Raw genomic sequence first — 13,626 nt, 5'->3', positions numbered from 1 at the left:
CCAATGAAGTTGCTGCGATTTGAAGAGGCCGGAGTCTCCCGGCTTGGCGTGCTCCGCGATGACGCCTTCGTTCCGCTGGACGCCCTGGGGGACCGGTTTCCGACGATGATGTCGATCATCGCCGGCGGCGCCGATGCGCTCGCGATCGTGGCCAGCCACGTGAGCGCGGCGACCGGGACCATCCCTCTGGAAGGCGTCCGGTTGCTCGCGCCCGTCGAACACCCCGGGAAATACCTCGCGATCGGCATGAACTACCGCAAGCACATCGTCGAGGCCGAACGGTTGGGCGTCGCCGAACCCAGGCAGCAGTTCTGGTTCAACAAACAGACCAGTTGCATCGCCGGCCCCTATGACGACACCGATCCGGGTGTGACCGGGAAGCTGGACTACGAGGTGGAGCTCTGCGTCGTCATCGGCCGGCCCGCCAAGTCCGTCAGCGAGACCGACGCCCGGAGCCATGTGTTCGGCTATATGGTCGCCAACGACATCTCTGCCCGCGACTGGCAGATGCATTCGCCGACCTTCATGATCGGCAAGTCGTTCGACACCCACGGACCGATCGGACCCTGGATCGTGACGGCCGATGAAATCGCCGATCCGCATGCCTTGAAGCTGCGCTGCATCGTCAACGGCGAGATCCGGCAATCGAGCGACACGGGTCAGATGGTCAACTCCATCTGGGCCCAGATCGCCTATCTCTCCACGGCCATGACCCTCGAATCCGGCGATCTCCTCTGCACCGGCACCCCGGAAGGCGTCGGCGCGGGCATGCAGCCGCCCGTCTTCCTCCAGCCGGGCGATGTGGTCCGCTGTGAGATCGACGGCATCGGCGCCATCGAAAACAGAGTCGTCGCCCGCGGCTAGCCGACGGCTGCGAAAGACCGGACCGGGAAAGGGAGCGGAAGATCATGGCAGGCAGGCACACTGTGAGACAGCGCCGCACGGCGCGAGCGGGGGCGATTTTCACGACCCTGGGCCTGATCGCCGGGCTGCTGGGCTGCGCGGCGCAACAGCCTGCGGTCACGCCCTTGCCCGTCGCGGGCAAGCTGTCCCTCGACGGCGTGACGGTGGTCAGCACCGAGACCGGCGACCTCACCCCGAACATGAGCGTGCTGATGGACGGAGGGCGGATCGTCGGCGTCGCCCCGACATCGAGCCCGTCGTCGGATCCCGCAGTCGTTCACATCGACGCCACGGGAAAGTTCGTCGTTCCCGGCTACAACAATATGCACCACCACGCCCTGGGACCGGAAAATCCGGCCGGCGAGCTGGCGCTCATGCTGACAGAGGGCGTGACCGGCTTTCGTCAGATGTCGGGCTCGGCCGAGTTGCTCCGGGCGCGGCGCGAGGGCCGGCTTCCGATCGGCCAGGAGGCCCCCGCCCTGTTGACGATGCCGAGCGACGTGATCACGCCGTTCAATGCGCGATCCCCGGACGCGGTCCGCGCCCTCGTCCGCCGGCAGGCGGCGGACGGCGCCGACTTCATCAAGATGGCGATCGCGACGCCCGCGATCTTCTTCGCCGCGATCGACGAGGCGGAGAAGGTCGGCCTGCCCATCGTCGGCCACCTTCAGGAAGGAGTCGATCCCCGGCAGGCCGCCGACGCGGGTTTCCACGCTGTCGAACATCTCGGCCCCGGCGACACGATCTGGATCGGCTGCTCGACCGAAGCGCCGGCGCTGCTCGCCGAAGCCGCCGCCCGCCCCCTCATCAAGGCGCCGCCCTTCCAGCTTCCGGGCTTCGTTCAGCGGTTCATCATGAAGCGGCTCATGACGCGGCTGGTCAATCCGGCGGCCTTCGCCGACCCGGTCGACGTCGCGCGTCTGCAGCGCGCCTTCGACACCTACAGCGAGGACAGGTGCAAGGCCCTGGCGGCGCGCTTCGCCGCTGACGGCACATGGCAGACGCCCACCCTGGTCCGGCTCCGGACCCAGTATCTGGCTGACGACCCGGCCTATCAGACGGACCCGGCGCTGGCCTTCATGCCGGAGGACCATATCAAGACCTGGAGGGCCGCGACGGATACGTTTCGCGCGCTTCCGGCCGAGACCCTTGCGACCTATCACTCGGCCTACGGCCGCCAGCTGGCGTTGACCAGGCTGTTCCACGACGCTGGCGTGCCCATGATGGCGGGCACCGACGGCGGCGACGCCGCAGTGCCGGGCCAGTCGATGCAGCAGGAGTTCGAGGAACTCGCCAGAGCCGGCATCCCGCCGCTCGGCATCCTGCAGATGACGACCCTCAATGCGGCGCGCTTCCTCGGCCGGACGAGCACCATGGGGACCGTGACGCCGGGCCGGAACGCCGACCTCGTGATCCTCGACGCCAACCCGGTCGAGGACGCGCGGAATCTCAGGCGTATTTCCGGAGTCGTGCGGGCCGGTTTCTACTATTCGGCCGGCGACCTGGCGGCGCTCAAGGCGCGCGTGGAGGCGGCGCGGGGCGACCTGCGCTAGGCGGCGAGCCTGACGCCTTGTCCCTTCCCCATCGGCCCCACCTCGCCTCTTGCTCCGGTCATCCTCCAAAGGTTCGCTCCATGTCCAGGATCCATCTGGTCGTCACCTTCACCTCCGTCGCGGTGTTGACGGTCGCGAGCCTGACCTCTGTCGCGCATGCGGGGGCGCAGATCTCCACCCGGGCTATTCCCGTGCTGACCCTGAACGGCGAGCGGTTCCGGGATCTCGATCGGAGCGGCGCCCTGGAGCCTTACGAAGACTGGCGGCTGACGCCGGAACAGAGGACGGAAGACCTGCTGTCGCGGATGACGCTGGAGGAAAAAGCCGGCGCGATGTTGCATGCGACGCTGCCGAGCACCGCGCCCGCGCCGTTCGGCCGCTACGGCCTGCCGTCGCCCTCCTATGATTTCGAGGCCGCCGCCGACCTCATCGTGACGCGCAAGATCACCAGCCTCCTGACCCGACAGTCCCTGCCGCCGCGCCTTTTCGCCGAGCAGAACAATGAGGCCCAGGCCCTGGCCGAGACCGGTCGCCTGGGCATTCCGCTGCTGATCAGCACCGACCCGCGAAGCCATTTCCAGTATGTGGTCGGCGCCACGTCGGCCCCTGACGGCTTCTCCCGGTGGCCGGACGCCCTGGGGTTCGGCGCGCTGGGCGACCCCGACATCGTCCGCGCCTTCGCCGACGCGGCGCGGCAGGAGTATCGGGCGGTCGGCATCCATGCCGGCATGCCCCAGGCGGACCTCGCGACGGAACCGCTCTGGCCTCGCCAGACCGGGACGTTCGGCTCGAACGCAGAGACGGTCAGCGCCCTCATCCAGGCCTACGTCGAAGGCTTCCAGCACGGAGCCGACGGGCTTGAGCCGGATGGCGTGATGGCCATCGTGAAACACTGGGTCGGGTATGGAGCCGAACCGGGCGGGTTCGATGGCCACAACTACTACGGCCGGATCTCGCGTCTGGACAACGACACCTTCGCCGAGCATGTCGCGGCCTTTCGGGGAGCCTTCGCCGTCAAGGCCGGGGCGGTAATGCCCTCCTACACGATCATCGAAGGCGTCACGATCGACGGCCAGGCGCTTGAGCCGGTCGGCGTCGGCTTCAGTCGGCAGATCACGCACGATCTTCTGCGCGACACGCATGGATTCCAGGGTCTGGTGATCTCGGACTGGGACATCACCAATGACTGCAACGATGAATGCCGGGCGCCGAGCCGTCAGCAGACACCCCGCGAGATCGGCATGCCGTGGGGACTCGAGGACAAGACCGTCGGCGAACGGTTCGAAGCGGGCCTTGCCGCCGGGATCGATCAGTTCGGCGGCACGGATGAGCCGCAGCATCTGATCGCCGCCGTTCGCGGGGGACGCGTGCCCGAGTCACGGCTGGACGAGTCGGTTCGGCGGGTGTTGCTGGTCAAGTTCCGTCTGGGGCTCTTTGACAATCCGTTCGTCGACCCGATCAATGCCGGGCAGGTGGCCGGCAATTCGCGCTTCGTCGCCGCGGCCGACGCCGTTCAGCGCCGGGCCCAGGTGCTGCTCGAAAACCGCGGCCTTCTTCCGCTCCGCCCCGGATTGAAGGTCTTCATTCACGGACTGTCCGCAGAGGCGGTGCAGGCGAGCGGATTCACTGTCGTTGATCGGCTGGAGGAGGCGGATGTCGCGCTGATGCGGATGTCCACGCCGCACGAGACGCTTCATCCTTTCCACGTCTTTGGCAGCCGCCAGAACGAAGGCCGGATCGACTTCCGCGACGGGGACGAGGACTACGAGGCCCTGAAGCGGGCCGCCGCCGCCGGCGTGCCGGTCGTGGCGAGCATCTATATGGACCGGCCCGCCATCCTCACCAATGTGCGCGACAAGGTCGCCGCCCTGCTCGTGAACTTCGGGGCCAGCGACGCTGCTCTGCTCGACGTCTTCACCGGGCGGTCGGTCGCCGAGGGGCGGTTGCCGTTCGAACTGCCCTCGTCCATGGCGGCCGTGGAGGCGCAGGATCCCGCCGCAGCGGATGACAGCCTTGACCCGCTCTATCCTGTGGGCGCGGGCATTGCGCTGGCGCGACAAGGCCAACCCGGTCTCTCTGGCCTGCCGGGACGCGCGCCAGGGTTAAACTTCCAGTTCCAGCAGCGGCGCGAACTGTTGTCCGCCATGCATGTCGCGTTCGCTTACACCGCCCTGCGGGAATCGCCGGGGATAGGCGAACTTGATCACGGCCAGATCGGGGACGTCGATCCGCCTGGCTGTGCCCGGCTCGAGCGACAGGCAGGTCTCGACGGCGGCGGTGGTCAGGCCGTCGGCGTCACGGTGCGCGTCGAACGCCTCGCGCGAGGGGAAGAAGACATCGACCGTAATCCAGAAGGGGCCTGCGGCCTTGGAGCGCACATAGCGGGCGGCGTTGCGGAGCTTGGTCATGTCAGGCGACTTCCCCGTTCAGATCCACCCATCGACGCCGGACCAACTCCTGTCCGTCCGTCGTCTCAACGACGTGGTTGAGGACGAACTCATAGGTCCGGCCGCGCTCGACTTCCGCAGGAGAGAAGGGAAAGCCGTAGCTGGGCAACTCCTTCTCGCGACGCACCGGGAAGTGGAAAAAGTAGGGATTGCAGGTCCGGGCGATGCGGGTCGCCAGATCCTGGGTGTCGGCCGTCGCCACGAACATCAGGCCGATCTCGCGCGGCGCCGCCGTCCCTTGCGGCGCAGGCAGGCCCGACACCGCGTTCCAGCCATAGGGCCGCAGCGAGATGTCGAAGGCGTCGCGAGACAGACCCATGACCCGCTCGACCCGGCCGACGAGCGCGGCGTGCAGAGCCCGGACGAACATATCCACGTTCTCAAGCACGTCCGGATCGGCGATCCCGACCCACATCAGGGTCTGGTAGGGACCGAGCGCGGCGCCCTCCAGCTTCATCGTATAGGGCTTGAGATCGAACACCGAGCCCTCGACGCGCACCCGGCGCGCATCGAGGGCCTCGTACCGCGCCGCCGAGACGTCCAGGACGCCGCCCGGCTCGGTCAGCCGGAAGGGGTCGGTGTTCTCGTAAAGCATATGCGACGAGACGCTGTAGACATCGCATCGATTGCGCTCGCTCATCGGCCAGATCTCGAACGCATCGGCGCCGACGCTCACCACCACGCCGCCATCCGTGGGGTCCACGGTGCAGAGCCCCCCGCATTCGGACACCTTGCCCGCATGCCAGGCGGCGCCCGCGCCCGCGCCGCGCATCAGGGGCACGGCGGCGATGACCGCCGTATCCGTGGTGCGCCCGCCCAGCACGATGTCGGCGCCGGCCTCCAGCGCCGCGATATAGGGTTCCGGCCCCATCAGACCGACGATATGGGCGCACCGGTCGACCGTCGCCTCGTCCAGCGGACCCAGGGGCGGGAGGGGGCGCACCCTGCCCTGCCGCATCCGCTCCTTGATCGTCGCTCCGGGAATTTCGGAGTAGAGGGCGGCGATGCGGGGCCTGAGGCCCAGTTCGGCGGCGATCTCGATGGCGATCCCGCAGGTCCAGTCGACGCCGTCGTCGCCGCCGGCGGTGCCGCAGCTGCCGATCAGGAGCGGGACGCCGTATCTGGCCTGGGCCGCCATCAGCAGCGCAAGGTCGCTCCTGACCGCCTCACGACTGTATTTGGAGATCCCGGTGGCCAGGCAGGAGGGACCGCTGTCGGTCGACCCGGCGTCCAGGGCGATGGCGTGGGCGCCAGGCGCCAGACCCGCCTCCAGATGAGCGGGGTCGATGCCCGCCCCCAGGGCCCCGACGGGCACGACGACGACGGTGTCGGAAGAGGCGGTCATGGAGCACTCGAGGAAACAATGGCGGGCGAAGCCGCGGACGAGACGGCCCGTCCGGCGAGAGGCACGGCCCCGAAGGCGACCGCAGCCACGATCATCAACAGCATGAGGCCGACCGCCCATTTCAGGCCGAACCGCTGCATGGCCCCGATGTCGACGTTCAGCAGACCGGCCACGAGGTAGACGGCGGCGACGAGCGGGCTGAGCACATGGACGGTCTGGCCCAGCAGCGCGGCGCGGGCGATCTCCTCGGGCGCCAGGCCATAGGCCTGACCGGCCTCGGCAAGGGTCGGAACAATGCCGAAGAAGAAGGCGTCATTGGACAGGAAGAAGGTCATCGGACCGCTGGCCACAGCGGTGACGACGCCCAGGTGCGGGCCCCAGGACGGCGGCAGCACATGGAGGAAGCCCTCGCCCATCGCCGCGACCATGCCGGCGCCCTCAAGGACGCCGGTGAAACTGGCTGCGGCGAGGATCAGGACGACTATGCCCATCACGGCCGGGGCGTGGGCGGCCAGCCGCTCGCGCTGGTCGGACAGCCGCGGGTAGTTGATGGTCATCGCCAGGGCCAGACCGGCCATGAAGACGACCGGCAGGGGCGCAAGGCGCAGAATGGCGGCGGTCAGGACGGCCAATGTCAGGATCAGGTTCACCCACCACAGGCGCGGACGCGCGATCGCGGCGGCGTCCCTGTCCGCCAGATGGGCGGTGGCGTCGATGGCCTGTACGCCCAGACGGCGCCGCTCGAGCGTCCCCAGATGCCAGGCCATACCCGCGACACCCAGCAGCCCCACGATCATGACCGGGATCAGGGGCAGGAAGATCGCATTGGGATCCACCTGAAGCACGGCCGCCAGACGCGCCAGCGGCCCTCCCCAGGGCACCATGTTGATGATCGCGTTCGACGATCCGAGAAGCACCGCCAGGATCAGCGGGTTCATGCCGAGTTGGCGATAGATCGGCAAGAACGCGGTGATGGTCACCAGAGCCGTGGTCGCCCCGTCGCCGTCGAGCGACACCATGGCCGCCACCGCCGCCGTGCCCAGGGCGACCTTGCGGGGATCACCCCCGACCAGGGACAGGACGCGTCGCACCAGGGGGGCGAACAGGCCCGCGTCGATCATGATGCCGAAATAGAAGACGGCGAACATCAGGACCGCCGCCGTCGGCGCCACGGTGATGATCCCCTCGACGATCATCCCCCCGACCCCCATGCCGAAGCCGCAAAGAAGCGCAACGACGATGGGGACCAGAATCAGGGCGACGATGGCCGAGAGTCGCCTGGTCATGATCAGCGCCATGAAGACGGCGACCATGCCGAACCCGGCGAAGGCGAGAAGCGAAGGGTTCACCACGGGCTCTCTTCAGTAGCGCCAGCGCAGGGTCGCGCCGTAGGTCTTCGGTGGTCCGTAGTAGGCGAACTGCCCTCCGGCCAGGATGTACTGGTGGGTGATGGTGATCTCGTCGGTCAGGTTCTTGCCCCAGCCGATCAGCTCCCACCGCCCGTCGGCGCTGCGATAGCCCAGGCGCGCGTCGACCAGGGTGCGTTCCGGCCGGACGTTGATCGTGTTGTTGTCGATGTCGTCGAAGATGAAGCTCTCGTAGTTCAGATCGACCGCGCCGAAGACGCTCGCCCCCGAGCCCATCCTGTGTTCGTAGGCCGGCGACAGCGACAGCTTGTGACGCGGGTTGCGGTTCAGCCGGTTGCCCGAGAGGTCCGCCCCGCCCGTGACCAGATCGACGAAGCGCGCATCGGTGTAGGCATAGGCCCCGCCGATCGAGACGCCGCCTTCAGGGGCCCACAACACCGTCAGCTCGGCCCCGCGGATCCGCGCGGACCCGGCGTTGGTCGTGATGGTGTCGAAGCCGACCGTCCGCCGGACCTGCAGGTCGTCGTAGTCGATCCAGAACAGGCTGGGATTGAAGGTCAGGGTGCGGTCGAACCACCGGGCTTTCAGCCCGATCTCGTAGTTGGTGGCGATCTCGGCGTCGAACGGCGTGGCGGCCGAGGTCGGGGTCGAGGGCGTATCCTGGAAGCCGCCGCTTTTGAATCCCGTCGAGACCAGGCCATAGGCCATCACGTCGTCGGACAGGTCATAGTCCGCGCCCAGACGCCAGGTCGTCTGGTTCCAGGAATCCGGGGCGTTGATCGCATAGCGGCTGGTCGACCGTACCAGGACGGTGCTGGCCCGGGTCGAGACGGCGTAGTCCTTCTCGTCCTGCGAATAGCGCAGGCCGCCGAAGACGTTCAGCCGGTCTGTCACGGCATAGGTCACGTCGGCGAACACGGCCGCGCTGTCGGTCTCGTTGGCCTGATCGTACTGGTCGCGGGCGAGGAACGCACCCGACGGCGCCGGCGGGCTGTCCAGCACCAGAAGGTCGGTCCGCGTGGTGTCGGCGTGATAGAGGTAAAGCCCTGTGACCCAGCCCAGACGGCGTCCGGCCGGCGAGGTCAGCCGCAACTCCTGGCTCCAGAACTTCGTCTCCTCGAACTGGCCGCCCTGGATGTTGATGCGGTTGGTTGCGGGATTGCCCCCGTCGCCGTCGCCGTAGGAATCGTAGTCCAGCCAGCGGTAGCTGCCGACATAGGACAGGATGGCGCCGCCGAAGTCATAGTCGAGGTTCAGCCGCATGCCGTAGGTGTCGCGGTCGTCATAGCCGTTCGTCTCCATCCGGGTGACATCGCGGTTCCGGTCGATGCCGGGCCGCCAGACCGCCGCGCTCGAACTGCCCGGATCCACGCCGATGGTGTGACGCGCGCCCAGGGTCTGCCGGTTCCGCGTACCGTCGGCGGACGCCAGGATCGTCAGGCGATCATTGGGCTCGAACAGCAGCTGGGCGCGCAGGCTCCGGGTATCCTCGTCCTCGACCCGATTGTTGAGGAAGAGGTTGCGGACATAGCCGTCGTGCTGGCGCGAACTGACGCTGACCCGCGCCGCCAGGGTCTCGTGCAGCGGCAGGTTCACATAGGCCGCGACCTCACGCCGGTCGTAGTCGCCGAGGGTCGCCGACACGCTGGCGTCGAAGCCGTTCACGCTCGGGCGGCGGTTGACGACGTGCAGGGCGCCGCCGACGACGTTCTTGCCCCACAGCGTGCCCTGGGGCCCCTTGAGCACCTCGATGCGCTCCACGTCGAAGGCGTCGAAGGCGACGGCCGCCGGCCGACCCATGTAGATTTCGTCGACGAAGACGGCGGTGGACGGGTCGCCCGCCGCGCCGCGGTCGGACGAACCGATGCCGCGCACGGCCGGGCGCGGCTGGCTGGCCGGGAAGGCGTCGAAATTCAGACCCACCGTGCGATTGGCGACGTCGCTGACCTCGACGATCCGGGCCTGCTCCACCTGTTCGGCGCCGAAGACGTTCATCGTGATCGGCACGTCCTGGACGTTCTGGGCGCGCCGCTGCGCCGTCACCACCACGTCGTCGACCGACGGGGCCGCCTGGTCGGCGGGCCCGGGCCCTGACTGGACCTGCGCCGACGCGGCCGAGGCCGCCAGTAGCACCGCACCCAGCGGCGCGGCGAAGATCGCCTTCTCCATGACATCTCTCCCTGTGTGGTGCGGCTCTTCGACCGCCTGATCGGGAGAACACATCCTTGATCAATGTTCGTCAATCTTGACGAATGGCGTCAATGTTCGGAGAAGGGCTCATGGAGAACGATCTTTACATGGAGGCGTCCGAGGCGGCCGATACGCTGGGCGTCTCGATCGCGACCCTCTATTCCTACGTCAGCCGCAAGGGGTTGCGCTCCTTCCCCACGCCGGGGACGCGTCGCCGTCGCTACTGGCGCGCCGACATCCTGGGTCTGCTCGACCCGTCCGGGACCGAGGTGCAGGCGCGTTCGCCCACGACCCGCATCACCCTGCTGACGGAGACCGGCACCTATTATCGAGGCCAAGACGTCGTGGCCTTGGCGGACACCGCCTCGGTCGAGGAGGTGGCGGCCCTGTTGTGGCAGGCGTCGGCGAACGACATCTTCACCACCCGCCTTCCCAACACGCCTGCGGGATTCGCGGCCATCACCAAAGCCCTGCGCGCCTCCCCCCCGCAGGATCGGACCATGGCGCTCCTGCCGTTGATCGAGCGCGCCAACCCCCGCGCCTTCGACCTCTCGCCGTCCGGGTTCGCAGCCGCCGGAGCCGATGCCCTGCGCTGGATGACCGCCCTCACCCTGGGCATGGACGGCCCGGTGTCCGATCCGATCGACCAGACCATCACCCGGGCGGCGGGCGCCCCGCCCGAACTGGCCGACCTGGTCCGCCGCGCCCTGGTCCTGATCGCCGACCACGAGTTCGCGGCGACCACCTATGCGGTCCGCGCGGCGGCCTGTACGGGCCTGACCCCCTATGCCGCCGTTCTGGTCGGGCTGGTCGCCGGCAGCGGTCAGAGGGAGAAGATCCAGCGGTACGAGGCCGTGCGACGCCTGGTCTTCGAAATCCTGACGGCCGAAGATCCGGCCGAACCGGTCATTTCACGTTTTCGCACGGCTGAACCCCTGCCTGGATTTGAAACCCTGGCAATCCACGCCTCAGGCGACAGCCGCGCCCGCACTCTCATGGCGGCCTGCCGGACGGTGCTCGGCAACGATCCCCGGTTCGAACGCCTGGTGAAGGCGACGGAGGTCGTCTACGACCTGACCCGGGGCGAGCCCGGTATCATCGTGCTCCTCACCTTCCTGGGACAGCGGCTCGGCCTTGCCGGCAACGAGCTGGCGCTGGGCACCATCGGGCGGACCATCGGCTGGATCGCCCATGCGCAGGAAGCGATGCTCCAGCCCGCCGCCGCCCGGACCCTCAAGACCGCCTATGTGGGACCTTTGCCGGCGTAGGGACTCCGGCTTCGTCCGGGCTCGTCACGGAGGGTTGCACACGCCGCTGCCGCCAGGGCCCCGGCTGGCGATCGCGAGGCGGACCGCCAGCCGACGCCTGAAGCCGTCAGGCTCTGAGGAATGCAAGAATGTCCGCAGAAAGCTGGCTCTTGTGCGTGTCCGTAATGCCATGCGGCGCCCCGGCGTAGATCTTGAGTTCGGCGTGGGGGACAAGCGTTTTGGCGGCATGGGCGGCGGCGCCGATCGGCACGATCTGATCGTCATCCCCATGCACGATGAGCGTGGGCCGATCGAACCTCTTCAGGTCTTCGGTGAAGTCCGTCTCCGAGAAGGCCTTGATCGAGTCATAGGTGTTCTTGTGCCCCCCGGTCATTCCCTGCAGCCAGAAGGCGTCGACCACCCCCTGGGACGCGGTCGCCCCGGGTCGGTTGAAGCCGAAGAACGGGCCGGAGGCGATGTCCTGGTACAGCCTCGACCGATCCGTCAGGCTGCCGGCCCGGATTCCGTCGAACACCGCGACGGGGAGGCCGCCCGGATTGGCCGGGGTCTGCACCATGAGCGGCGTCACGGCCGATATCAGGCCAAGGCGCGACACGCGGGACGTTCCGTGACGGCCGACATAGCGGGCGATCTCTCCGCCGCCGGTGGAGAAGCCGAAAAGCGACACATCGCGCAGGTCAAGCGCCTCGATCAGCTGCGCCAGATCATCGGCATAGTGATCCATGTCGTTGCCGTCCCACGGCTGGCTGGAACGGCCGTGCCCCCGACGGTCATGGGTTATGACCCGGTAGCCTTCCGTGGCCAGGGCGAAGGCCTGGTTCTCCCAACTGTCGGAGTTGAGCGGCCAGCCGTGGCTGAGGACAATGACGGGACCGGTCTTCGGACCCCAGTCCTTGTAGTAGATTTCGACGTGATCGCGTGTGGTGATGGTTGTCATGGTCTTGCTCCTGCGCCACCAGGTGGCGTGAGTTGAGCCGGGACGTTCGTGTCCGGCGGGGAAGAAGAGGGGCCTATTGCGCCGCTGTGGGCGCGGTCGCGGCGCCCCTTGCAGCCTGTTCGATCACGTCGGCGACGGCCCGGGGCTGCGTCAGGAAGACGACGTGGCTGGCCCGCACCTCGGTCGTCGCCGCGCCGATCCGACGGGCCGTGCTGCGCAGCAGTTCGGGTGCAATGGCCCCGTCCTCGGTCGCGACGACATACCAGCTGGGCTTCAGACGCCAGGCTGCGGTCGTGACCTTCGCTTCAAGAGCGCGCATCGCGATCGGCACCTGGGAGTCGCGCAGGAAGGCGGCGTCGTCGCCGGCGTCGGCGGCGAACCCGGCGATGAAGGTGTCCGTCTTCAGATAGGCGAAGCCATCGGTCTGGACGTCAGGCTGGAAGCTCGGCGGAGCCGGCATTTCGGCGTACTGGTCGAGCGACGACTGGCCGATTTCCGGAGCAAAGGCGGCGACGTAGACCAGACCGGCCACGCTGGCATCGGAACCCGCCTCCGTGATGACCGTGCCGCCGTAGGAATGCCCCACCAGAATCGAGGGGCCGTCCTGACGCGCCAGCACCCGGCGGGTCGCGGCGACGTCGTCCTCGAAAGAGGTGAGCGGGTTTTGAACGATGCTGACGCGATAGCCGCGCGAGGTCAGTTCGTCATAGACGCCGCGCCAGCCAGAGCCGTCGGCGAAGGCGCCGTGGACCAGAACGATATTGCGCACCGGTCCGGCGGGCGCTGCGGAGACCGGGGCGGCCCCGGTCGCCAGGGCGACGGCGGCGGTAAGGGCGGAAATGGTCTTGATCATCGCGAAAATTCCTTATGCTGGGGCGTCATCGCCATTTTGTTATTGCGATAATGATTATCGCAATAGTGTTCTGCGCCCGGCGATCCGGCCTGTCCAGCAAAAATGTTTATCGCGCGATCTTTTATCGGCGAAGGCGCACGACCAGGGTCTGTTCAGGAGGTCCCCCGTGACAAAATCCCCTACCCGCCCCCTGGAGAAACAGCTCTGCTTCTCCGTGTATTCCGCCGCCCTAGCGATCGGCCGGACGTACAAGCCGCTGCTCGACGACCTGCAGCTGACCTATCCGCAGTACCTCGTGCTCAGTGTTTTGTGGGAGAGCGGCCTCCAGCCGATCGGTGCGATCGCCGATCGCCTGTCTCTGGAGACCAGCACCCTGACGCCTCTTCTGAAGAGGCTTGAGGTCGGGGGCCTGGTGACGCGCACCCGCAATCCGGAGGATGAGCGCCAGGTCCTGATCGACCTGACGCCGGCTGGTCGCGACATGGAAGCCAGGTCGAGATGCCTCAACGAGAAGCTGCTTGAGAATTCTGCCATGACCGTTGGGGACATCGGGGCTCTGAACGACGCCGTGCGTCAGCTCACAGAGGCCCTTGGCGGCGCCAAGGCGAAGTCGGCCGACCGCTGACGGCCGACAATTCCTGTGCTCGGGTGTACCGGTGCGAAACCCCAACCCTGGCCGCGCGATCAGGAGCGCGCCAAAGTCAATAGCCGCCCGAACGCCGTCGCCGTTCGGAAACAGGTGGATCCCGGCCGGTCATGGAAG

General features: G+C 67.7%; 10 protein-coding genes and 1 pseudogene. 5 read left to right on the top strand and 6 right to left on the bottom strand.

Annotated features, from left to right (window positions below):
* The first annotated feature begins 3 nt into the window (after positions 1 to 3).
* The 3 genes and pseudogenes from ACW17W_RS05700 to ACW17W_RS05690 form a co-directional block, all read left to right on the top strand.
* On the top strand, positions 4 to 864 hold the full coding sequence (locus ACW17W_RS05700; RefSeq protein WP_492079772.1) for a fumarylacetoacetate hydrolase family protein: 861 nt from the start codon (positions 4 to 6) through the stop codon (positions 862 to 864).
* Between the two features lie 62 nt (positions 865 to 926).
* Entirely contained in the window at positions 927 to 2,456 is a 1,530-nt protein-coding gene (locus tag ACW17W_RS05695; protein ID WP_492079771.1) for an amidohydrolase family protein, read from the top strand.
* A gap of 80 nt (positions 2,457 to 2,536) precedes the next feature.
* Positions 2,537 to 4,441: pseudogene (locus ACW17W_RS05690) on the top strand (glycoside hydrolase family 3 protein); the annotation flags it as partial.
* Between the two features lie 117 nt (positions 4,442 to 4,558).
* Here ACW17W_RS05690 and ACW17W_RS05685 read toward each other — a convergent pair.
* The 4 genes from ACW17W_RS05685 to ACW17W_RS05670 are packed head-to-tail and all read right to left on the bottom strand — an operon-like array spanning position 4,559 to position 9,784.
* A complete protein-coding gene (locus ACW17W_RS05685) occupies positions 4,559 to 4,864 on the bottom strand; it encodes a DUF4387 family protein (protein WP_492080267.1) in 306 nt (101 codons plus the stop codon).
* 1 nt (position 4,865) lies between these two features.
* Positions 4,866 to 6,248 carry an acyclic terpene utilization AtuA family protein gene (locus ACW17W_RS05680; protein WP_492079770.1) on the bottom strand — a complete coding sequence of 461 codons (1,383 nt, stop codon included), beginning with the start codon at positions 6,246 to 6,248 and terminating at the stop codon, positions 4,866 to 4,868.
* Positions 6,245 to 7,597: a CitMHS family transporter gene (locus tag ACW17W_RS05675; RefSeq protein WP_492079769.1), complete on the bottom strand. Its 1,353-nt coding sequence runs from the start codon at positions 7,595 to 7,597 to the stop codon at positions 6,245 to 6,247. The genes ACW17W_RS05680 and ACW17W_RS05675 overlap by 4 nt, the downstream gene beginning before the upstream one ends.
* A gap of 12 nt (positions 7,598 to 7,609) precedes the next feature.
* A complete protein-coding gene (locus ACW17W_RS05670) occupies positions 7,610 to 9,784 on the bottom strand; it encodes a TonB-dependent receptor (RefSeq protein WP_492079768.1) in 2,175 nt (724 codons plus the stop codon).
* A gap of 110 nt (positions 9,785 to 9,894) precedes the next feature.
* Here ACW17W_RS05670 and ACW17W_RS05665 point away from each other — a divergent pair, with 110 nt between their 5' ends.
* A complete protein-coding gene (locus ACW17W_RS05665; RefSeq protein ID WP_492079767.1) occupies positions 9,895 to 11,073 on the top strand; it encodes a citrate/2-methylcitrate synthase in 1,179 nt (392 codons plus the stop codon).
* 106 nt (positions 11,074 to 11,179) lie between these two features.
* On the opposite strand, the gene ACW17W_RS05660 is transcribed toward ACW17W_RS05665, so the two are convergent.
* Together ACW17W_RS05660 and ACW17W_RS05655 are read right to left on the bottom strand one after the other, a co-directional pair.
* Positions 11,180 to 12,010 (bottom strand): alpha/beta fold hydrolase, encoded by an 831-nt coding sequence (locus ACW17W_RS05660; RefSeq protein WP_492079766.1) that lies wholly within the window; start codon positions 12,008 to 12,010, stop codon positions 11,180 to 11,182.
* Between the two features lie 73 nt (positions 12,011 to 12,083).
* Positions 12,084 to 12,863 carry an alpha/beta fold hydrolase gene (locus ACW17W_RS05655; RefSeq protein ID WP_492079765.1) on the bottom strand — a complete coding sequence of 260 codons (780 nt, stop codon included), beginning with the start codon at positions 12,861 to 12,863 and terminating at the stop codon, positions 12,084 to 12,086.
* 166 nt (positions 12,864 to 13,029) lie between these two features.
* Between ACW17W_RS05655 and ACW17W_RS05650 the strand changes: the two genes are divergently transcribed.
* Positions 13,030 to 13,488: a MarR family winged helix-turn-helix transcriptional regulator gene (locus ACW17W_RS05650; RefSeq protein WP_492079764.1), complete on the top strand. Its 459-nt coding sequence runs from the start codon at positions 13,030 to 13,032 to the stop codon at positions 13,486 to 13,488.
* Positions 13,489 to 13,626 lie beyond the last annotated feature (138 nt).

It is taken from the genome of Brevundimonas sp. FV1ye29L, assembly GCF_058681095.1.
Note: the sequence above shows the minus strand (reverse complement) of the source record. Positions and strands in the feature narration are given on the sequence as shown.

What these genes read in the sequence shown, in the direction of transcription:
- ACW17W_RS05700 (WP_492079772.1), top strand. Translation starts at nt 4, where the DNA reads ATGAAGTTGCTGCGATTTGAAGAGGCCGGAGTCTCCCGGCTTGGCGTG.
- ACW17W_RS05685 (WP_492080267.1), bottom strand. Translation starts at nt 4,864, where the DNA reads ATGACCAAGCTCCGCAACGCCGCCCGCTATGTGCGCTCCAAGGCCGCA.
- ACW17W_RS05680 (WP_492079770.1), bottom strand. Translation starts at nt 6,248, where the DNA reads ATGACCGCCTCTTCCGACACCGTCGTCGTCGTGCCCGTCGGGGCCCTG.
- ACW17W_RS05670 (WP_492079768.1), bottom strand. Translation starts at nt 9,784, where the DNA reads ATGGAGAAGGCGATCTTCGCCGCGCCGCTGGGTGCGGTGCTACTGGCG.
- ACW17W_RS05665 (WP_492079767.1), top strand. Translation starts at nt 9,895, where the DNA reads ATGGAGAACGATCTTTACATGGAGGCGTCCGAGGCGGCCGATACGCTG.
- ACW17W_RS05660 (WP_492079766.1), bottom strand. Translation starts at nt 12,010, where the DNA reads ATGACAACCATCACCACACGCGATCACGTCGAAATCTACTACAAGGAC.
- ACW17W_RS05655 (WP_492079765.1), bottom strand. Translation starts at nt 12,863, where the DNA reads ATGATCAAGACCATTTCCGCCCTTACCGCCGCCGTCGCCCTGGCGACC.